Below are 18,779 nucleotides of genomic sequence, written 5' to 3'. Positions count from 1 at the left end.
GCGAAAGGAGGACGCGGCGACATCATTCCTTCAGCGTCTGCGTTTCGTGCATCTTGCCCGCCATCTGCGGTGGCATATACTTCTCGTCATGCTTGGCGAGCAGATTGCTGGCGGTGAAGCTGCCGTCGGGGTTGAACTGGCCTTCCGCGACCACGCCAGAGCGCTCGCGGAACAGGTCGGGCGGGAGCCCACGAAAGCTGACCGGCACGCTCGCCACGCCATCGCCGACGACGAAGCGGATCGTCACGCCATCCGCCTGCCGCCGGATTGAACCGCCCTCGACCATTCCGCCAAGCCGCACCGCGCGGCCGAGCGGCAGCCCTGTGCGCTTCACGTCGCCCGGCGCATAGAAGAACGATGCCTGATCCTTCAGCGCGGACAAGGCGAGCAGCGCCGCCGCGACCACCGCGCCAGCCCCGAGCACCGCCAGCATCAAACGCTGCTGCTTCGCCTTCATCGCCGCTCGCTACGCCGCATTGCATGGTAACTCCACGCCGCAAGCGCAGCCGCGCCCGCGCCGGTGATCGCATAAGCGGCGATGACGAACGGCCACGGATTCACGCCGTCTGCCTCATCGCGCCATCCGCCGCATCCGCGCCTCCGCCTTGGTGACGGCGAGGATCGTGCGCATCCGCATCAGCACCACGCCCGCGAAGAATAGCGAGAAGCCGCCAAGCGTGAACCACAAAGGCCACAGCATCGATGCGTCGATGCTCGACCGGGTGAGGCCGATGCTCTCGCCCTGATGCAGCGTGTTCCACCACACCACCGAATAGCGGATGATCGGCAGCAGCACCGATCCGGCCACGCCGTACAACGCCGGGATGCGGCCATCGCCGCCGCGATCGGCATCGGCGCGCAGCAGCGCCATGAAGCCGAGATAGACGAAGAACAACAGCAGCATCGAGGTCAGCCGCCCGTCCCACTCCCACCACGTTCCCCAGGTCGGCCGCCCCCAGATCGACCCGGTGACGAGGCACATAGCAGCGAACACCGCGCCCGGCACCGCGATCGCGCGCGCGGCGATCATCGCCAGCGGGTGCCGCCAGACGAGATAAGTGATCGAACACAGCGCGATCCCGCTCCACCCACCCATGCCGAGCCAGGCGGCGGGCACGTGGATGTAGAGAATCCGCACCGTCTCGCCCTGGAGATAATCGGCGGGCGTCTGCGTCAGCCCCGCCCACGCGCCGATCGCAATCAGCGCCACGCCGAGCCAGAACAGCACCGGCGTGAGCGGCCGGGCCAGCTTGAGGAAGCGCGCAGGGTTGGCGAGGGCATGAAGGGAAGCCACGATGTCCGGCGTCTAGGCGGTTGCGCGGCGACACTCAACCGCCCGCATCACGCCGATGCATGACCGGCGGTCTGCGTCACCGCGAGTTCGTGCCCGTCGGGATCGCGGAAGTGGAACCGCTGCCCGCCGGGGAAACCGAAGATCGGCGCGGTGATCTCGCCACCCGCGGCCTTCACCGCGGCGAGCGCGAGCGCGATATTCTCCACGTCGATCACCGGCAGCGCGGCCTTGGTCTGCTCCGCCGGATCGGCCTGGAAACCGATATCGGTGTCGCCGGAGGTCGTCGCGGCATAGCTCGGCCCGAAGTCACTGAAGTTCCAGCCGAAGGCCGATCCGTAGAACGCCTTCGCGCGTCCGGCATCCGCCACTGGCAGTTCGAGGTAGTTGATTCGCGCCATACGATCCTCCTTGTTCTTGCTATGTTCTACATGCCCGCATAGGATCGCGCAATGGCAACGAATCGCCCCGCGCGCGGCGCCACCGTCAACCGGGAGAGCGGCCGTTTCAACCTGCCCGCGCGGGAGGCGGATGGCGATTGGCTCGATGATCGCGAGACGGTCGACGATGCGCCGCCGCCGCTGCGCACCACCGTCACCGTGGAGCGACCACGCACGATCATCACGCGCAACAGCTCGCCCGACGTGGCGTTCGACCGTTCGGTCAACCCCTATCGCGGCTGTGAACATGGCTGCATCTACTGCTTCGCGCGCCCCACGCATGCTTTCCACGATCTCTCGCCCGGGCTCGATTTCGAGAGCCGGCTGTTCGCCAAGCCGGATGCGCCCGCGCTGCTCCGCGTCGAACTCGGCAAGCGCGGCTATGTGGTGCAGCCGATCGCGTTCGGCACCAACACCGATCCCTATCAGCCGATCGAGACCGAATGGCGGATCATGCGCGGCTGTCTGGAAGTGCTCGCCGAAACCGGGCATCCGCTGTCGATCACCACCAAGTCCGACCGGGTGCTGCGCGACCTCGACCTGATCGCGCCGATGGCGAAGCGCGGGCTGGTCGCGGTGATGATCTCGGTCACGTCGCTCGACCGCCGGATCGCGATGACGGTCGAGCCGCGTGCGCCCGCCCCAGAACGCAGGCTCGCGGCGGTGAAGACGCTGAGCGAGGCGGGCGTCCCGACCTATGTGTCGATCTCACCCGTCATCCCGGCGATTACGGATCACGAGATCGAGCATCTGGTCGAACGCGCCGCGCAGGCGGGCGCGCGCAACGTGAACTTCATACCCGTCCGACTGCCGCACGAGGTCGCACCGCTGTTCCGCGCGTGGCTCGACGCGCATTTCCCCGAGCGTGCGGGCAAGGTGATGGCGACGATCCAATCGCTGCGCGGCGGGCGCGACAACGATCCCGCGTTCGGCACGCGGATGCGCGGGCAAGGACCGTGGGCGGACCTGTTGCGCACTCGTGTGCAGATCGCCTGTCGCAAGCACGGGTTGATGCGCGAGCGCCTGGTGCTGCGGACCGATCTGTTCCGCGCGCCGGCCGGTCCGCAGGGCGAGCTGTTCTAGGCCGGGCCGTCGAATTACCCGCGCAGCCTCTCAGCGCAGCGCGGCTATCACCCGACCAGCGCGAGCCGCGTCTCGGACGATTTCAGCGCGACGCCGCTGATCCCCGCCACTCCCTCGATCCGCGTGGCAAGTTCCTGATCGAGCAGGAAATCACGCCCCAGCAGCACGCGCGCATAAACACCTTCGGGCATCGCCGCTTTCGCCCAGATCTCACCGCGCGCACCGCGATAGTCGTTCAGCATCGCGGCAAGCGCCGCCATCGCCGCAGGCGTCTCGACCGTCAGTTCCAGCACGAAGCGTGCGGCGGTGGCGAGCGAATCGAACCGCTGCACCCGCTTGATCGAGACGCGCGGCGTCTCCTCGCCCGGCCGGCGATCGAGCTCCACCGTCAGCAGCGCACACGCCCCGTCGCGCGCCGCGCCCTCCAGATCGGCGGCGACCGCATCGTCGAAACAGGTGGCGATGAACTGGCCCGACGGATCGGACAAGGTGGCCATCAAATAGCGCCGCCCGCGCGCGGAGATGCGCCAGCGCGCGTCCTCAATCAACGCCGCCATCATCGCCCCCGCGCGCGACTTGCCATCGTCCGGCACGTCGAGTTCGCCCAAGCGCGCATAGGTGCGCGCGCCGTGCATCTTGACGAGATGATCGTGCCGGTCGACCGGGTGCGAGGAGAAATAGAAGCCGAACGCTTCCTTCTCGACCTCCATGCCCTCCGCGCGCGTCCAGTGCGCGTTGGGCAGGCGGATCGGCGGTTCGGCGGCATCCTCGCCCCCGAACAGCCCGCCCTGCCCGCTCGCCCGCATCGACTGCACGCGCGATGCGGTGGCGAGGATCACGTCCGCGGCACCATGTACGGCGGCGCGATTGGGGGTGAACGCATCAAACGCGCCCGCCCCCGCCAGCGTTTCGAGCTGCCGCTTGTTAAGCAGGCGCGGATCGACGCGCTGAGCGAGATCGTCGATCGAGGTGAAGCGGCCGTTCGCCTCGCGTTCGAGCACGAGCTTCTCCATCGCCGCCTCGCCCACGCTTTTCAAAGCACCGAGCGCGTAGCGCACCGCCAGCCCATGGCTTTCCTCGACGCCGGTATCCTCGACGGAGAACTCCGCCTCGCTGCGGTTGATGTCGGGCGGCAGGATCGCGACGCCCAAGCGACGCATATCATCCACGAACACGCCGAGCTTGTCGGTCAGCGCCATGTCGTAGCACATCGATGCGGCGAAGAACTCGTGCGGATGATGCGCCTTCAGCCACGCAGTCTGATAGGCGAGCAAGGCGTAAGCGGCGGCGTGCGACTTGTTGAAGCCGTAGCCGGCGAACTTGTCGATCAAGTCGAACAGCTCGTTGGCCTTTGCCTTGGGGATCTGGTTGTGCGTGGCGCAGCCCTCGACGAAGATGGCGCGCTGGGCGTCCATCTCCGCCTTGATCTTCTTGCCCATCGCGCGGCGCAGCAGATCGGCCCCGCCCAGCGAATAGCCGGCGAGGATCTGCGTCGCCTGCATCACCTGTTCCTGATAGACGAAGATGCCGTAGGTCTCCGCCAAGATCGGCTCGAGCAGGGCGTGCGGATATTCGATCGGCTCCTGCCCGTTCTTGCGGCGGCCGAAGCTCGGGATATTGTCCATCGGACCCGGCCGGTACAGCGACACGAGCGCGATGATGTCGCCGAAATTGGACGGCTTCACCGCCGCGAGCGTACGCCGCATGCCCTCCGATTCGAGCTGGAACACGCCGACCGTGTCGCCCTTCTGGAGCAACTTATAAACGCCCTCGTCATCCCATTCGAGCACCGACAGGTCGATCGATACGCCACGGGCAGCCAGCATCTGCACCGCCTTTTGCAGCACCGACAAAGTCTTGAGGCCGAGAAAGTCGAACTTCACCAGCCCCGCCCCTTCGACATATTTCATGTCGAACTGGGTGACGGGCATGTCCGAACGCGGATCGCGGTACAGCGGCACCAGCTCGGCGAGCGGGCGGTCGCCGATCACCACGCCGGCGGCGTGGGTGGAGGAGTGGCGCGGCAGGCCCTCCAGCTTCATCGCGAGATCGAGCAGATGCTTGACCCCGGCATCGCCCTTATATTCGGCGACCAGTTCGGACACGCCGTTCATCGCGCGATCGAGCGTCCAGGGGTCGGCGGGGAAGTTGGGCACCAGCTTGGCGAGCCGGTCGACCTGACCGTAGCTCATCTGGAGCACGCGGCCGGTATCCTTGAGCACCGCGCGCGCCTTCAGCTTTCCGAAGGTGATGATCTGCGCGACCTGATCGCGGCCGTATTTCTCCTGCACGTAGCGGATCACTTCGCCGCGCCGGGTTTCGCAGAAGTCGATGTCGAAGTCGGGCATCGACACGCGTTCGGGGTTAAGGAAGCGTTCGAACAGCAGCCCGAGCTTGATCGGATCGAGATCGGTGATGGTAAGCGCCCACGCCACCACCGAGCCTGCGCCCGAACCACGACCCGGACCGACCGGAATGTCGTGATCCTTGGCCCATTTGATGAAATCGCCGACAATCAGGAAGTAGCCGGGAAAGCCCATCGAGATGATGACGTCGAGTTCGAACTCGAGCCGCTTGGCGTAGGCGTCGCGCAACGCGGGGTCGGTGATCGCCGCCTTGGCGAGCCGCGCTTCCAGCCCCTGCCGCGAGGTGACGCGCAGCGCCTCCGCCTCGCCCTCGCGATCGCCGGCGAGGCTGGGAAGGATCGGCTTGCGATACGGCGCGGCGACCGCGCAGCGTTGTGCGACGACCAGCGTGTTGGCGATCGCCTCGGGCAGATCGGCGAACAGGCGGCGCATCTCGTCGGCAGGCTTCAGCCACGCATCGGGCGAGCTGCGCGGGCGATCCTCGCTGGCGATGTACGACGAATTGGCGATGCACAGCATCGCGTCGTGCGCTTCGAGGAAGTCGGCCTCGGCGAAGCAGCACGGATTGGTCGCGACCAGCGGCAGATCGTTGGCATAGGCGAGATCGAGCAAGGCGGCCTCCGCCCTGGTCTCGATCGGGTCGTCGCGGCGGGTCAGCTCGATATACAGCCGGTCGGGGAACAGATGCTGGAGCCGGTCGGCATAAGCGAGCGCACGCGCCGGCTGATCCTCGGCGAACAGCCGCGCGAGCCCGCCCTCGCGCCCGGCGGTGAGCGCGAGCAGCCCGTCGGTGTGTTTGGCGAGCGTTTCGAACGGGACATGCGCCATATGTTCGAGCGGCCGGTCGAGATGCGCCTGCGACACCAGCTCGCACAGGTTGCGATAGCCGGTCTCGTCCTGCGCATAGAGCGCGAGCCAGTCGAACACCGGCTCGACCCCGTCGGGCATGTCCGGCCGCGCAACCCCGAGCATCGTGCCGATCACCGGCTGCACGCCCGCCTTCTTGGCGGCATCCGAATAGGCCATTGCTGCGTAGAGGCCGTTGCGGTCGGTCAGCGCGGCGGCGGGGAAGCCACGTTCCTGCGCGTGCTTGGCAATCGCCTTGGGCTCGATCGCGCCGTCGAGCATGGTGAAGCAGGAGAAGATACGCAGCGGAACGAACGCGGAATGGGGCATGCCGACGCTATGCGCCTACCGCGTGATTCGTGAAACCGTCATGTTTGGAGGGGTCACCGGATTTGCCCCCCCCCCGATCGTCATGCCAGCGCAAGCTGGCATCTCGTTCTGAAGCACGAGACATCGACCACTCGGGCAGGACGCGCCGCAAAAGCCGGGAGAGACCCCAGCTTGCGCTGGGGTGACGCGCGGTTGCGGGCGCCCGGTGCCCGCGTGGTTATAACAGCCGCTCGATATCCGCCGCCAGCGCCTCGGGCACGGTACGCGGGCCGTAGCGTTTGACCGGCTTGCCGGTGCGATCGACGAGGAATTTGGTGAAGTTCCACTTGATGCCGCGCGTGCCGAGCAGCCCCGGCGCCGCCGCCTTGAGCGCGACGAACAACGGGTCGGCCGCCGCGCCGTTGACGTCGACCTTGCCGAGTACCGGGAACGTCACGTCATAGGTCAGCGAGCAGAAATTGGCGATCTCGGCGGCGTCGCCGGGTTCCTGCGCGCCGAACTGGTTGCACGGAAAAGCGAGCACTTCGAAGCCGCGATCGGCATAGCTTCGGTGCAGCGCCTCCAGCCCCTCATATTGCGGGGTGAAGCCGCATTTGGAGGCGGTGTTGACGATCAGCAGCACCTGGCCCGCATAGACCGACAGATCCGCGCGCGCGCCGTTCGATGCGGCGACGACGAAATCGGTGATCGGTTTCACGCAGCGCCTCCCTCGCGTCTGGCGAGCAGATAGGTGAGGTTCTGCCGCACGCCCGGCCATTCGCGATCGACGATCGAATAGACCACCGAATCGCGCAGCCGCCCGCCCGCCACCATCTGATGCCCGCGCAACACGCCGTCGCGTGTCGCGCCGAGCCGCTCGATCGCCACCTGGCTGCGCTTGTTGAGCGAATCGGTGCGGATCTGTACGCATTGGCAGCCGAGCACGTCGAAGGCATGCCCGAGCAGCAGCAGCTTCGCCTCGGTGTTGACGCCGGTGCGCTGTACCGCCGTCGCGTAGAAAGTGCCGCCGATCTCGAGCCGGCGGTGCTTCTCCGCCATGCGCATGTAGCGCGTCGTGCCGACCACCTGCCCCGCCGTGTTAAGTACCGCGAACGGCAGCGCGCGGCCATAATCCTGCTCGGCAAAGGTCTCGTCCATGAAGGCCTCGACGTTCTTCAGCTTGGCGACGCTGGCGTAGAACAGATCCCACAGATTGTCGGTGCGGGCGATCTCGACCAGCGCGGGGCCATCGTCGCGCGTCAGCGGGCGCAGCGTGACATGGCGACCTTTCAGCGTCGGCACCGAGCGCCACAGGCTCATCCCAGCGTTCCGTCGTGGAGGCGCACGACCCGGTCCATCTTCATCGCCAACCGTTCGTTGTGCGTCGCGACCAGCGCAGCAGAGCCTTCGCCGCGCACCAGCCGCAGGAACTCGGCGAGCACCACATCGGCGGTCGCCTCGTCGAGATTGCCGGTGGGCTCGTCCGCCAGCACCAAGGTCGGCCGATTGGCGAGCGCGCGCGCTACCGCGACGCGCTGCTGCTCGCCGCCGGAAAGCTGGCTCGGCCGATGCGTGAGGCGCTGGCCCAGTCCGAGCGCGACCAGCAGCGCCTCGGCCCGCGCATCGGCGACGTTGCGCATCTCGCCACGGATTATCTGCGGCAGCACCACATTCTCGGCCGCGCTGAAATCGGGCAGCAGATGGTGGAACTGATAGACGAAGCCGAGCGAATCGCGCCGCACCCGCGTGCGCCCGTCTGCATCGAGATCGGCCGCTTCCGCGCCGGCGATGCGGATCGAACCGTCGAAACCGCCCTCGAGCAGCCCGACCGCCTGAAGCAAGGTCGACTTGCCCGATCCCGACGGCCCGAGCAGCGCAACGATCTCGCCCTGCCCGACCGTCAGGTCGACGCCGCGCAACACGTCGATGCGCACCCCGCCCTGTTCGAAACTGCGCGCGAGGCCGCTTACGGCCAGAACCGGCTCATTCATAGCGCAACACCTGCACGGGGTCGGTACTCGCCGCCTTGAACGCGGGGTACAAGGTGGCGAGGAAGCTGAACACCAGCGCCATCACCGCGATCACCGTCACCTCGACCGGATCGGTCTTCGAGGGCAATTGGGTTAGGAAACGCACCGATGGATCCCACAGGTTCTGCCCCGTCACGAGTTGGATGAAATCCACGACATTCTGGCGGAAGATCAGGAACACGAAGCCGAGCACCATCCCAGCCACCACGCCGAGCCCGCCAATCGTCGTCCCCACCACCATGAAGATCTTCATCAGCCCGATCCGGGTCGCCCCCATCGTGCGCAGGATGGCGATGTCGCGTGTCTTGGCACGCACCAGCATGATGAGCGAGGACAGGATGTTGAACACCGCGACAAGGATGATGATCGACAGCACGGTGAACATCGCCACCCGCTCGACCGCGAGCGCCTGGAACAGTTGCGCGTTCATCTGCTGCCAGTTGGTGACGACCGCGCGGCCGGCGACCTGATCCTCCACCGGCTTGAGGATCGCATCGACCCGATCGGCATTGACCGTGTTCACCTCAATCATGCCGATCGAATCACCGGTCAGCAGCAGGGTCTGCGCATCCTCGATCGGCATGATGATGTACTGCTTGTCGTAGTCATACACGCCGACTTCGAAGATCGCGCCGACTGTGTAGCTGATGACGCGCGGCACCGTACCGAACGGAGTCGATTGCCCCTGCGGGTTGAATAGCGAGATCTGGCTACCGACCTGCGCGCCGAGCGCCTCGGCCAGCCGCGAGCCGATCGCGACGCGGCCGCTGCCCGCGTTGATGCTGTCGAGCGAGCCCATCACCACCTTGCTGCCGATCGTCGCGTTCGAGCGGATGTCCGCCACGCGCATGCCGCGCACCAGCACGCCTTCCGCGCGACCGCCATAGGTGACGGCGAGCGGCTGTTCAATCAGCGGGATCGCGCTGGTCACGCCCGGCGTCGCACGGGTGATGCGGACGATGTTGCGCCAGTCCGGCAAGTCCCCGCCCGCGCCCTGGATGACGGCATGGCCGTTCAGCCCGACGATCTTGTCGAACAGTTCGGCGCGAAAGCCGTTCATCACGCTCATCACGATGATGAGCGCGGCGACGCCGAGCATCACCGCGACCAGGCTGATGCCGGCGACGAGGAAGATGAACGCCTCGCCCCGCCCCGGCAGCAAGTAGCGCTTGGCGATCATGCGTTCGTAACGAGAAAGGATCATAACACGGTGTCTGCCCGGCCCCCGGGGTGAAGTAACGGATGCTCTAGGTGGAGCATGCGTCGCTGGCAACCGCATACCCCTGTTGCGCATACGCCACAGCATCGCCGCAATCGCCGCACCGAAGTCACATTCCCGGTGACAAAACACCGGCTTGGACTTAGCAACACAATCACTGAGACACAGGCAACGGCCGTGGTTCGGGGAGCGTTTCCAGTCCCGTCAAAAGGCGTGCGGACGGAAACACATTTGGGGGCTGACGAGCGATCGTCACGCAGGCGCCCGGGTCGGTAACGGCCCGGGCGTTTGCGTTGTGGCGAAGGCGCAGGTCTGCGCCGATGCAAGCGCAGCAAGCATCACCCCAACCGGCCGGCGGGTCGCGCCAGCGAACCCGTCCGGCGGCGGCTTTGCCGCCGGCGTTCCGAGCCACTTAGGCCGACGGCGTTGCCGCCGCCGGCCGTGGCGACCCTGCCACCACCCCCTAAGAAGCAGGCGGATGTTTCCGCGAAATTTCCAGCGGCGGAGCATCACCCCGCCGCCCGCGTCCTCAGAACGACTTGGAGATGGTCGCGCCGATCGTGCGCGGATCGCCCGGCTGGCCGACGATCAGCCCGGTCGAACCCGATTGCGCCGAGAGCAGCTCGTAATAGTTCTGGTTGAAGGCGTTGCGCACCCAGCCGAACACGTTGAAGCTATCCTGCCGATAGCCGAGCCGGAAGTTCGACAGCGAATAGCCTTCGATGAACATGTAGGCCGACACCGATGGGTTGGACGAGAATCGTGTGCGGTAGCTGCCGTCATAGCCGGCATAGACTTGTCCCTTGCCGACCGGCACGTTCACCTCGGTGCCGAACGAGAACGACCATTTGGAGATACCCGGCAGCACCGTGCCCGAGATGTCGCAAGTCAGCGGGCTGAGCGCGCCCGCCACGCCGGCCGCCCCCGGCGTCGCGCCGTTCAAGGCCGGATTGCCGCCGGCCAGTTCGGGGGCGCACGGCGCGTTGGTGAAGCGCAGGTACTTCGCATCGGTATAGGCGCCATTGGCGTAGAAGTTGACGCGCTCGCTCGGCCGGTACGAGCTGTCGAACTCGGCGCCGCGCACCCGCACCAGCCCGGCATTGGCGAGGTAGCCGCGGATCACGGTGGTCTGGCCGTTGTTCACCGTCGCCTGATAATCATGCACGTCGGTCCAGAAGCCGGCGAGGTTCAGCGTCAGCTTGCGTTCGAGGAACTGGGTCTTCAGGCCGACCTCGAAATGGTCCTCGCTCTCGGGCTTCACCGTCTGCTTGGTGAGATCGACCACGGTGTTGGTGGAGTCCAGCGGAAGCCCCGACAGGTTGATGCCGCCCGATTTGAAGCTGCGCGCATAGGTCGCGTAAGCATGGACGTCGGGCGAGATGTCGTAGGACGCGGTGAAGTCGCCCGACACGTTCCACTGGCTGAAGCGCGGGCTGTAGCGCTGCGGCGCGAGCGTGTTGATCTGGTTGGCGAAGGTGGTGCGCGCCGCGCCGGTCTTGGAGGCGAGCAGCGCCGCGACATTGTCGGCGGTGGCGACGAAATCATACTGGCTGTTGTGGATGCTCACCACCGAATCATAGAAGCCGGTCTTCTTGTCATAGTTGACGCGAAGACCGGGTGCGAAGTGCAGCCCGGCAACCGGCTGCCAGTTCAGTTTGCCGAACACCGCGAAACTGTCGTTGTTGAAGTGGATGTCGTTGGTGCTGGTCAACCCGTTCAGCACGTTGGGGTTGTTGGCATCGGTGCCCGACAGCAGCCAGCGGCTCGCGGCGGCACCCTGTACCTGCGACCCTTGCGTGTCGATCTTCTGGTGGAAGTAGAACACGCCGGCGGTGTAATCGAGCGTGTTCTTGCCGTTGGAGGCGATGCGCAGTTCCTGCGACCATTGCTTCTGCTGCGACGGGTTCTGCGAAACGGTGGTGATCGGCAGGCCGACGTAATCGCGGTCGTTGGCAGGCTGCCAGTCCCAATAGCGCCACGCGGAGACCGAGGTGATCGTCGCCGGGCCGATATCCCAATTGCCGACCAGCGACGCGCCGCCCATCTCCTGCCGCGAGTTGATGTCGGCATCGAGATCGGTGACGCGATCGAACGCGTTGGTGCTCGGCGGCGTGTAGCCGAGCGCAGCGGCCAGCGCGGTGTACTGGCGGTTGGCGGCACGCTGGGTGGGGGCGAGACGCGCGTAATATTGCACGCAGCACAACGGGTTCTGGACGTTGAAATCGCCGGTCAGGCGGAAATCGAGATCGGCGCGCGGCTTCCACAGCAACTGGCCACGGATGCTGAAATTGTCGAGCTTCTGGAGATACCGGTCGCTGGTCACGTCCTCGATCGTGCCGCCACGCCGCGTGAACGAGGCCGACAGCCGCGCCGCCAGCGTATCGCTGACGATCGGGCCGGACACGGACCCCTTCAACTGAACATAGCCATAGTCGCCGCCGCTCGCCTCGAACTTGGCCTCGGGATGGAAGCTCGGCGCGCGGGTGGTGATGTTGACCGCGCCCGCCGTGGTGTTCTTGCCGTAGAGCGTACCCTGCGGCCCGCGCAGCACCTCGACCCGGTCGACATCGACGAAATCGAACGTCGATGCACCGACCCGGCCGACATAGACACCGTCGAGGTAGAAGCCGACACCCTGCTCGATGCCATCGTTGGTGAGGCCGAAGGGCGTGCCGAGCCCACGGATGTTGATGGAGGAGTTGCGTGGGTTGCTCGAATAGAATTGCAACGCGGGCTGCTGCTGCTGGAGCCGGTTGACGTTGAACGCACCGGTCTTGTCGATCTGCTCGCTGCCGATCACCGACATCGCGATCGGCACGTCCTGCGCACGCTCCTCGCGGCGGCGCGCCGTCACCACCACGTCCCCGGTAGCGGCTGGTTCGGCGGCGGCAGGCTGCGCATCCGGCGCTTGCACGGGATCGGCGGCGGCGACCGGAACGGCCGCGGCAGAAGCGAGCAGAAGCGACGTCAGATGAACGAGCATGATTTCCCCCGGGAAGCGTTCTTATGCGATTCGCTTCGTAATACCTACTCGGTTGCTGGGGTTTGAGCCGTTCCTTCTTCGCACGCCTAAAGTTTGGCTACGCGGGCGCGAAAAAATCCGGTCGCCACACCTCTTGAAGCCGCCCGAGAACGCACCAGATTTGCGGGGCGCGGCGCCGTCAGGGTCGCGCGGAACCGGGCGTCGCGCCGCTGTGCGGACGCCGATTTGACACTTTGATTCGCTCATCTGGAGGATTTAAAAATGCGTCAGTTCGATCTCACCCCCTTCCGCCGTTCCGCAATCGGTTTCGACCGGCTGTTCGACATGCTCGAAGCCAGCGCGCGCCAGCAGGCGGCGGACAATTACCCCCCCTTCAACCTCGAGCGCGTCGCCGAGGATCGCTACCGCATCACCCTCGCGATCGCCGGGTTCAGCCGTGACGAGATCGAGATCGTCGCGCAGCAGAACCTGTTGCAGGTGAAGGGCAAGAAGGACGAGAAGGAAGGTCAGAACACCTTCCTGCACCTCGGCATCGCCAACCGCAGCTTCGAGCGTCGCTTCGAACTGGCAGACTTCGTGCGCGTCGATGATGCGCGGCTGAACGACGGTCTGCTGGTGGTCGACCTCGTGCGCGAGGTGCCCGAGGCGATGAAGCCGAAGACCATCGCGATCAAGACGGGCGCGCCGCTCGCCGCGATCGACGGTGGCGTCGGCAATGACGAGGCACAGGCCGCGTAAGCGCGGCCGGGCGCTCTTTCCCCCTCACCCCGAAAAAGAGCGCCGCAGGAGGGCGCCCGGAGCGATCCGGGCGCCCTTTCTGCATCCGGTGCGCTTTGCCAATCATCGTCGGCGGGTGTAGCGCGGATGGCGATGAAGACGCTTGTCGACCCGTCGCACGCGCTGGCCCAGGGGCTTGCCGCCATTCGCCAGCAATATCAGGTGCCGCAGGACTTCCCGCCTGCCGTCATCGCCGCTGCCGAGGTGGCGGCGGGGCGGGCCCCTGACGCGCATGTCGATCGCACCGCCGTACCGTTCGTCACGCTCGATCCCGCCGCTTCGACAGACCTCGATCAAGCGTTCGCGATCGAAAGCGCGGGCGGTGATCTGCTGTTGCACTATGCGATCGCCGACGTGGCGTGGTTCGTTGCGGACGGCGATCCGCTCGACATGGAAGCGTGGCGCCGCGGCGAGACGCTGTATCTACCCGATGGCAAGGCGCCGCTCTACCCGCCGGTGCTGAGCCAGGGCGCGGCGAGCCTGCTGCCCGATGGTACGCGGCCCGCAGTGGTGTTCACGGTGCGCGTCGCGGGCGACGGCGCGGTCAAGCTCGACGGCGCCGAACGCGCGCTGATCCGCAGCCGCGCCAAGCTCGCCTACGAAACCGTCACGGACGCCGATCTCCCCACTGGTTTCGGCGAACTCGCGCGCCGGATCACCGCAGCCGAGGATGCGCGCGGCGCGGCGCGCGTCGACCCGCCCGAGCAGGAGGTGAGCGCGCTCTCGCCGAACGCGTATCAACTGGCCTTCCGCCCGCGTGTCGCGGCCGAAAGCCAGAATGCCGCGCTGTCGCTCGCGACCAACATGGCGGTCGCCGATGCCCTCGTGGCGCACCACACCGGGCTGTTCCGGGTGATGGCCGCGCCCGACGACGGCGCGATCGCTCGGCTACGCAACACCGCGCGTGCATATCGGCTCGACTGGCCGGACGACATGACGCTCGATCACTATGCGCGCACACTCGACGCCGGCGATCCGCATCAGGCCGCCTTCATGCTCGCGATCCGCCGCGCAGACCGGGGCGCGAGCTATGCGCCGTACCGCGCCGGGGTGAGGCCGTGGCACGCGGCGATGGCGGCGACCTATGTCCATGCCACGGCGCCGTTGCGCCGCCTTGCCGATCGTTACGTCGTTCAGGCCGCGCTCGCCGTCGCCAACGCCGCCCCGGTGCCTCAACCGGTGTCGGCGGCGTTCGAGACGCTCCCGAAAGTGATGGCGAAGGCCGATGCGCTCGCCGGGCAGATCGACCGCGCGGTGATCGATCTGGCCGAGGCGGTGATGCTTGCGCATGACGTCGGCCAGACCTTCGACGCGGTCGTCACCGACGCGGACGATCGCGGCGCGCGCATCCAGCTTGTCGAGGCGCCAGTGGTCGCCCGCGTCGCCGCGCCCGATCTCACGCCGGGCGATACCGTGCGGGTACGGCTCACCGCCGTCGACGTGGCGGCACGCAGCGTGACGTTCGATCCGGTCGCATAGCCGTTAGGCGCGTTCGGCGCGATTCTTCAGCGCGACGTTCATGTGACGTAGCCCGGCCCTGATACGCGCGCCGGACCACATCGCGACGAGCGGTCCGAGCAGTCCGCCCAGCACCTCGCCGTTGATGAAGGTGCAGCGATCCGGCCCGGCGGTTTCGATGATGAAATAGCGGCGCGAAACGACGAGCCCGCGCAGCGACGCCACCCGGTAGCGCAGCTCACGGCCGGGCGCGACAGCGGTGACGTGCGGGCGCAAAGTCCGCAGCCGCCTGCCCCGTGACGCGACCGTCACTTCAATCGGCCGGCCGACGATCCACCGCCCCGAAGCCTCGGGGTGGAGTGGGTTCCAGTCGCGCCAGTCCTCCAGCGTCGCGAACATCCGCCAGACGCGATTGCCCGAGGCTGCGATCTGTATGCGCTCCTCCAGCCGAACGCCGCGTGGCGGCTCCTCTGCAATGCCCTGCATCATCCCCCTCCCTATGGCTCATGATGTTTCGCCGCTTGCCGGTGCGCAACAACCGATCGCGATGCTCGTTATCGGACGATGACCTCTCGCGACACGACAATTCCGACCGACAGCATCATCTTCGGGTTCGGCCCGATGCTCCCGCTGGCCGCCGCCGCGCTTGGCGCCTGGGTGCTGCCTGCGCCGTGGCCGGGCATCGCCACCGAACTTGCGATCGTGTGGGGCGCGCTGATCCTGTCGTTCGTAGCGGGAGTGCGACGTGGCTTCGGCTTCGGCGTGCCGTCCGCTTCGACCGCGAGCGAACTGGTCTCCGCGCTGGCCTATTTCGTGCCGGCCGGGCTTGCGCTGGTGTCGTCGTGGGCGGAGCGGCCGACGATCGCGCTGGCGCTGCTCGCGCTCGGCTATGCACTGGTGATCCTGCTCGATGTTCGTGGTGCACGCGCCGGGAACGCGCCGGCGCATTTCGCCCGGTTGCGCCCGCCGCAAATGGCGATCGCGGTGCTGGCGCTGATCGCCCTGCTCGCGCGGCTGTTGGCTGCCGGCTGACGCTGGATGCGCACGTTCTTCACCGCCGACACGCATTTCGGCGACCATCGCACGCTCAACATCCACAAACGGCCGTTCGCGTCGGTTTCCGAGATGGACGACCTGCTGATCGCGCGTTGGAACGAGACCGTCGGTGCTGAGGATATCGTGTGGCATCTTGGCGATGTCGCGCGTTCGGCGGCGCAGCTTGCGATCGTGGCGCGGCTGAACGGAACCAAGCATCTCATACGCGGCAACAACGATCCCGACGCCGTGGTCGCATCGCCGTTGTGGGCGAGCGTGCGAGATTATGCTGAGATCGAGATCGACGAGCGGCGCCTGATCTTGTGCCACTATCCGTTCCGATCGTGGAACGGACAACATCGGGGCGCGGTGAACCTACACGGCCACAGCCACGGCCGGCTCAAGCCGATGCCGCGCCAGTTCGACGTCGGCGTCGATGCGCGCGATTACGCGCCCGTCACGCTGGCCGCGTTGCTGGGAACGTAGCCCACGCGATCAGTCGTCACGCGCGCCGGCATTCGGTTGATCGCCAACCTTCTGGTCGCCAAGTTGCCCACTGCCGTGATAGGCCTGCTTGCTCTGCCCGCCGTGGCCCATCAGATCGCCCGGCGCATTGTCGCTGTCGGCCTTTCCGGTGTTGGGGTTCGGGTAAGCGCCGCCACCGGACTCGCCCGCACCTTCCGCCTTGCTTTCCGGGATCAGGTCACCGGCTTGCGTATGACCATGCGGGGCGCGGCCATGGCCGCTCGCCTGAACCGGCTGCTTGCCGAGCGTCTCGCTATCGTCCGATGTGTTCGCCATGATCTGCTCTCCGGTTGCTCGCGGAACAATGGCCGGCACCCGTTCGGATACCGGCCATCGCGGCCTTACGCTTTGAGGCTTTTGGCCATGTTGAGATGCGCGGTCACGGTCGGCACCATGTCCGACGCGAAGGTCTTTAGCGCGGGGACGTCGCCGCTCGCCGCATAGACCTTGAGCGCGTCGAGCGTCTGCTGATGGCCGGCGGTCTGCGCGTCGATATACGCCTTGTCGAAGTCCGGGCCGGTCAGCTTCTTCATCGCGTCGAGCTTCTGCTGCTGCTCGGTGGTGAGCGTGGGATCAGGCGTGATCGCCGGGCTCAGCCCCGATGCGATACCCTTCAGCTTGGCAGTGGACTGAGTGTGCGCGTCGATCATCTTGGTCGCGAACTTCTTGACCGAAGCCGATTTCGACATGTCGAGCGCCGCCTTGGAGGTCGCGATCTCGAAAGCATCGCTCGCGGCTGCCGTGTTGGCGAACGCCTGCCCACCGCTGACCGGCGCGGCCGCGGTGTCGTTGCCCATGGCCATGTCGTTGCCGGTTTCGCTCTGCGTCACCGTGGTCGTGTTGGTCGAAACGTCGGTCGTGTCGGTCTTGTGTCCGCATGCCGCCAGCGCCAGCGTGGCCGCCGAAAGCAGCGCGATGTTCTTGATTTGCATGAACTTCCCTCCTGTTGGGTATCGTATTCGTGCCCCAACAACGATCCGCCGCGCGTGGCGTTCCGCAGGTCGCCCCGTGTCCCTTCCACGCGGACCTTTGCGCGCGACCTTTCGTTGAGAGCCCCGCGCGCCGCAATGGCGTCGGGTTTTCCAAAGGAGCGATACGCGATGAGCATTTTCGGCAACATCATGGGCAAGATCTTCGGCCACAAGAGCGCTACTCCGGCCGCCACCAACGCCGCACCCGCCCCTGCCCCCACCCCCGCCGCAGCGCCTGCGGCAACGCCCACCCCCGCCGCAGCGGCACCGGCCGCACCCTCGCAGCCCGTGGATGTCGGCGCCGTGCTGTCGGAGATGGCGTCGATGAAGGACGGCGGCGGCGGCAACTATCAGACGTCGATCGTCGATCTGCTCAAGCTGCTCGACCTCGATTCGAGCCTTAGCGCCCGCAAGGAGCTGGCCGACGAACTCAACGTCCATGTCGGTGCGGACGGCAGCGCCGAGGAAAATATCGCGCTCCACAAGGCGGTGATGGCCAAGCTTGCCGAAAACGGCGGCGTCGTGCCCGACAGCCTGCGCGGCTGAACCCGCTTGCGGCGTCGCTCCACCCGAGCGGCGCCGCCTGCGCGCGAAACATCTGCCGTTTCGTGGTCCTTCGCGATAAAGAGTGGCGTCGGACAATCGCAGGAAGGGCAGCGCGCGTCATCATATGGTCAGCCAGCCGAGCCACTTGCTGAGGGCGGACGAACCCGCCCCCGTTCGCGTCACCAATCCAGGCGGTGCGTCATCCTTCCTGCTGATCGGCGATCATGCCGGTCGCCGCGTGCCCGCCGCGCTCGCCCCATTCGGGGTCGCCGAGGAGGACATGGCGCGCCACATCGCCTGGGACATCGGCATCGCCGCACTCGGCGATCGGCTTGCGGAGGAGATCGACGCGACCTTCATCAGCCAGCGCTATTCACGGCTGGTGATCGACTGCAATCGTGATCCCGTCGCACCCGATGCGATGCCCGAGGTGAGCGACGGCACGTCTCTGCCCGCCAACGTCGCGCTCGCGGCCGAGGCGCGCGCGGCGCGGGTCGCGGCGATCCATAAGCCCTATCACGCTGCGATTGCCGAGGAACTTGCGCGGCGCGATGCGATTGGCGTGGAAACAGTGCTGGTCGCGCTGCACAGCTTCACCCCGCGCATGCGCGGCTTCGACCGGCCTTGGCAGATCGGCATCCTTCACGGCGGCGGCAACGACGTGTTCGCCCCGGCCGTCCTGCGCGCTCTGGAGGCGCGGGGCGATCTCGTCGTAGGGGACAACGAGCCGTATGCGATGGACAAGATCGACTATACGATCCCGCGCCACGCCTTTGCGGCCGGACGGCGTTACGTCGAAACCGAAATCCGGCAGGATCTGCTGGTCACCGACGAACAGATCGCCGGCTGGGCCGACATCCTCCAAGACGTGCTGACCACCGCGCGCGACGCCTAGCCGGC

Annotated in this window: 19 protein-coding genes; 7 read left to right on the top strand and 12 right to left on the bottom strand. The window is 66.6% G+C overall.

The genetic code is table 11. The features are described from left to right. Positions 1 to 22: 22 nt before the first annotated feature. The 3 genes from ccmE to AC3ANX_RS09275 form a co-directional block, all read right to left on the bottom strand. Positions 23 to 457, bottom strand: coding sequence for a cytochrome c maturation protein CcmE (gene ccmE, locus AC3ANX_RS09285; RefSeq protein WP_488336711.1), 435 nt, complete (start codon positions 455 to 457; stop codon positions 23 to 25). A 114-nt stretch (positions 458 to 571) separates the two neighbouring features. After that, positions 572 to 1,294 carry a heme ABC transporter permease CcmC gene (gene ccmC / locus AC3ANX_RS09280; protein ID WP_488336710.1) on the bottom strand — a complete coding sequence of 241 codons (723 nt, stop codon included), beginning with the start codon at positions 1,292 to 1,294 and terminating at the stop codon, positions 572 to 574. Positions 1,295 to 1,341: 47 nt separating this feature from the next. Continuing rightward, positions 1,342 to 1,692, bottom strand: a complete 351-nt coding sequence (locus AC3ANX_RS09275) for a VOC family protein (RefSeq protein ID WP_488336709.1) — start codon at positions 1,690 to 1,692, stop codon at positions 1,342 to 1,344. A gap of 51 nt (positions 1,693 to 1,743) precedes the next feature. Between AC3ANX_RS09275 and AC3ANX_RS09270 the strand changes: the two genes are divergently transcribed. Next, complete coding sequence (locus tag AC3ANX_RS09270; RefSeq protein ID WP_488336708.1) at positions 1,744 to 2,814, top strand: PA0069 family radical SAM protein; 1,071 nt, start codon at positions 1,744 to 1,746, stop codon at positions 2,812 to 2,814. A 47-nt stretch (positions 2,815 to 2,861) separates the two neighbouring features. Here AC3ANX_RS09270 and dnaE read toward each other — a convergent pair whose 3' ends face one another. The 6 genes from dnaE to AC3ANX_RS09240 all read right to left on the bottom strand — a co-directional run bounded on the left by dnaE (position 2,862) and on the right by AC3ANX_RS09240 (position 12,567). Further along, positions 2,862 to 6,356 (bottom strand): DNA polymerase III subunit alpha, encoded by a 3,495-nt coding sequence (gene dnaE / locus AC3ANX_RS09265; RefSeq protein WP_488336707.1) that lies wholly within the window; start codon positions 6,354 to 6,356, stop codon positions 2,862 to 2,864. 217 nt (positions 6,357 to 6,573) lie between these two features. Then, on the bottom strand, positions 6,574 to 7,053 hold the full coding sequence (locus AC3ANX_RS09260; protein ID WP_488336706.1) for a glutathione peroxidase: 480 nt from the start codon (positions 7,051 to 7,053) through the stop codon (positions 6,574 to 6,576). Further along, positions 7,050 to 7,655 carry a GNAT family N-acetyltransferase gene (locus AC3ANX_RS09255; RefSeq protein ID WP_488336705.1) on the bottom strand — a complete coding sequence of 202 codons (606 nt, stop codon included), beginning with the start codon at positions 7,653 to 7,655 and terminating at the stop codon, positions 7,050 to 7,052. The genes AC3ANX_RS09260 and AC3ANX_RS09255 overlap by 4 nt, the downstream gene beginning before the upstream one ends. After that, entirely contained in the window at positions 7,652 to 8,326 is a 675-nt protein-coding gene (locus AC3ANX_RS09250) for an ABC transporter ATP-binding protein (RefSeq protein WP_488336704.1), read from the bottom strand. The genes AC3ANX_RS09255 and AC3ANX_RS09250 overlap by 4 nt, the downstream gene beginning before the upstream one ends. After that, the gene (locus AC3ANX_RS09245; RefSeq protein WP_488336703.1) at positions 8,319 to 9,569 is read right to left on the bottom strand and encodes a lipoprotein-releasing ABC transporter permease subunit; all 1,251 of its coding nucleotides are present in this window, start codon (positions 9,567 to 9,569) and stop codon (positions 8,319 to 8,321) included. Before AC3ANX_RS09245 ends, AC3ANX_RS09250 begins: the two co-directional genes overlap by 8 nt. 544 nt (positions 9,570 to 10,113) lie before the next feature. Further along, positions 10,114 to 12,567, bottom strand: coding sequence for a TonB-dependent receptor (locus AC3ANX_RS09240; protein ID WP_488336702.1), 2,454 nt, complete (start codon positions 12,565 to 12,567; stop codon positions 10,114 to 10,116). A gap of 261 nt (positions 12,568 to 12,828) precedes the next feature. Here AC3ANX_RS09240 and AC3ANX_RS09235 point away from each other — a divergent pair, with 261 nt between their 5' ends. Further along, on the top strand, positions 12,829 to 13,305 hold the full coding sequence (locus AC3ANX_RS09235; protein ID WP_488336701.1) for an Hsp20 family protein: 477 nt from the start codon (positions 12,829 to 12,831) through the stop codon (positions 13,303 to 13,305). Between the two features lie 132 nt (positions 13,306 to 13,437). After that, positions 13,438 to 14,823, top strand: coding sequence for an RNB domain-containing ribonuclease (locus tag AC3ANX_RS09230; protein WP_488336700.1), 1,386 nt, complete (start codon positions 13,438 to 13,440; stop codon positions 14,821 to 14,823). Positions 14,824 to 14,826: 3 nt separating this feature from the next. Here AC3ANX_RS09230 and AC3ANX_RS09225 read toward each other — a convergent pair whose 3' ends face one another. Further along, entirely contained in the window at positions 14,827 to 15,288 is a 462-nt protein-coding gene (locus tag AC3ANX_RS09225; protein WP_488336699.1) for an SRPBCC family protein, read from the bottom strand. A 78-nt stretch (positions 15,289 to 15,366) separates the two neighbouring features. Here AC3ANX_RS09225 and AC3ANX_RS09220 point away from each other — a divergent pair, with 78 nt between their 5' ends. Together AC3ANX_RS09220 and AC3ANX_RS09215 are read left to right on the top strand one after the other, a co-directional pair. Next, the gene (locus tag AC3ANX_RS09220) at positions 15,367 to 15,834 is read left to right on the top strand and encodes a DUF3429 family protein (protein WP_488336698.1); all 468 of its coding nucleotides are present in this window, start codon (positions 15,367 to 15,369) and stop codon (positions 15,832 to 15,834) included. Positions 15,835 to 15,840: 6 nt separating this feature from the next. Next, positions 15,841 to 16,323 carry a metallophosphoesterase family protein gene (locus AC3ANX_RS09215; RefSeq protein WP_488336697.1) on the top strand — a complete coding sequence of 161 codons (483 nt, stop codon included), beginning with the start codon at positions 15,841 to 15,843 and terminating at the stop codon, positions 16,321 to 16,323. A gap of 9 nt (positions 16,324 to 16,332) precedes the next feature. Here the strand turns inward: AC3ANX_RS09215 and AC3ANX_RS09210 are convergent, their stop codons facing one another. After that, positions 16,333 to 16,638, bottom strand: coding sequence for a hypothetical protein (locus AC3ANX_RS09210; protein WP_488336696.1), 306 nt, complete (start codon positions 16,636 to 16,638; stop codon positions 16,333 to 16,335). 65 nt (positions 16,639 to 16,703) lie between these two features. Next, positions 16,704 to 17,294, bottom strand: a complete 591-nt coding sequence (locus AC3ANX_RS09205) for a DUF4142 domain-containing protein (RefSeq protein ID WP_488336695.1) — start codon at positions 17,292 to 17,294, stop codon at positions 16,704 to 16,706. Positions 17,295 to 17,462: 168 nt separating this feature from the next. Between AC3ANX_RS09205 and AC3ANX_RS09200 the strand changes: the two genes are divergently transcribed. Both AC3ANX_RS09200 and AC3ANX_RS09195 read left to right on the top strand, forming a co-directional pair. After that, complete coding sequence (locus tag AC3ANX_RS09200) at positions 17,463 to 17,879, top strand: DUF3597 family protein (protein WP_488336694.1); 417 nt, start codon at positions 17,463 to 17,465, stop codon at positions 17,877 to 17,879. Between the two features lie 82 nt (positions 17,880 to 17,961). Further along, positions 17,962 to 18,774 (top strand): N-formylglutamate amidohydrolase, encoded by an 813-nt coding sequence (locus tag AC3ANX_RS09195; RefSeq protein ID WP_488336693.1) that lies wholly within the window; start codon positions 17,962 to 17,964, stop codon positions 18,772 to 18,774. Positions 18,775 to 18,779: the final 5 nt, after the last annotated feature.

It is taken from the genome of Sphingomonas sp. BRN-1R (assembly GCF_057748035.1).
The sequence above is the reverse complement of the archived record's forward strand: the minus strand, read 5'-3'. Positions and strand labels throughout refer to the sequence as shown.

Bases quoted from the DNA above. Each gene is read 5' to 3' on its own strand.
- AC3ANX_RS09270 (WP_488336708.1), top strand. From the start codon at position 1,744: ATGGCAACGAATCGCCCCGCGCGCGGCGCCACCGTCAACCGGGAGAGC.
- AC3ANX_RS09200 (WP_488336694.1), top strand. From the start codon at position 17,463: ATGAGCATTTTCGGCAACATCATGGGCAAGATCTTCGGCCACAAGAGC.
- AC3ANX_RS09240 (WP_488336702.1), bottom strand. From the start codon at position 12,567: ATGCTCGTTCATCTGACGTCGCTTCTGCTCGCTTCTGCCGCGGCCGTT.
- AC3ANX_RS09245 (WP_488336703.1), bottom strand. From the start codon at position 9,569: ATGATCCTTTCTCGTTACGAACGCATGATCGCCAAGCGCTACTTGCTG.
- AC3ANX_RS09225 (WP_488336699.1), bottom strand. From the start codon at position 15,288: ATGCAGGGCATTGCAGAGGAGCCGCCACGCGGCGTTCGGCTGGAGGAG.
- AC3ANX_RS09220 (WP_488336698.1), top strand. From the start codon at position 15,367: ATGACCTCTCGCGACACGACAATTCCGACCGACAGCATCATCTTCGGG.
- ccmE (WP_488336711.1), bottom strand. From the start codon at position 457: ATGAAGGCGAAGCAGCAGCGTTTGATGCTGGCGGTGCTCGGGGCTGGC.
- AC3ANX_RS09205 (WP_488336695.1), bottom strand. From the start codon at position 17,294: ATGCAAATCAAGAACATCGCGCTGCTTTCGGCGGCCACGCTGGCGCTG.
- AC3ANX_RS09210 (WP_488336696.1), bottom strand. From the start codon at position 16,638: ATGGCGAACACATCGGACGATAGCGAGACGCTCGGCAAGCAGCCGGTT.
- AC3ANX_RS09235 (WP_488336701.1), top strand. From the start codon at position 12,829: ATGCGTCAGTTCGATCTCACCCCCTTCCGCCGTTCCGCAATCGGTTTC.
- AC3ANX_RS09275 (WP_488336709.1), bottom strand. From the start codon at position 1,692: ATGGCGCGAATCAACTACCTCGAACTGCCAGTGGCGGATGCCGGACGC.
- dnaE (WP_488336707.1), bottom strand. From the start codon at position 6,356: ATGCCCCATTCCGCGTTCGTTCCGCTGCGTATCTTCTCCTGCTTCACC.
- AC3ANX_RS09250 (WP_488336704.1), bottom strand. From the start codon at position 8,326: ATGAATGAGCCGGTTCTGGCCGTAAGCGGCCTCGCGCGCAGTTTCGAA.
- AC3ANX_RS09215 (WP_488336697.1), top strand. From the start codon at position 15,841: ATGCGCACGTTCTTCACCGCCGACACGCATTTCGGCGACCATCGCACG.
- AC3ANX_RS09255 (WP_488336705.1), bottom strand. From the start codon at position 7,655: ATGAGCCTGTGGCGCTCGGTGCCGACGCTGAAAGGTCGCCATGTCACG.
- AC3ANX_RS09230 (WP_488336700.1), top strand. From the start codon at position 13,438: ATGAAGACGCTTGTCGACCCGTCGCACGCGCTGGCCCAGGGGCTTGCC.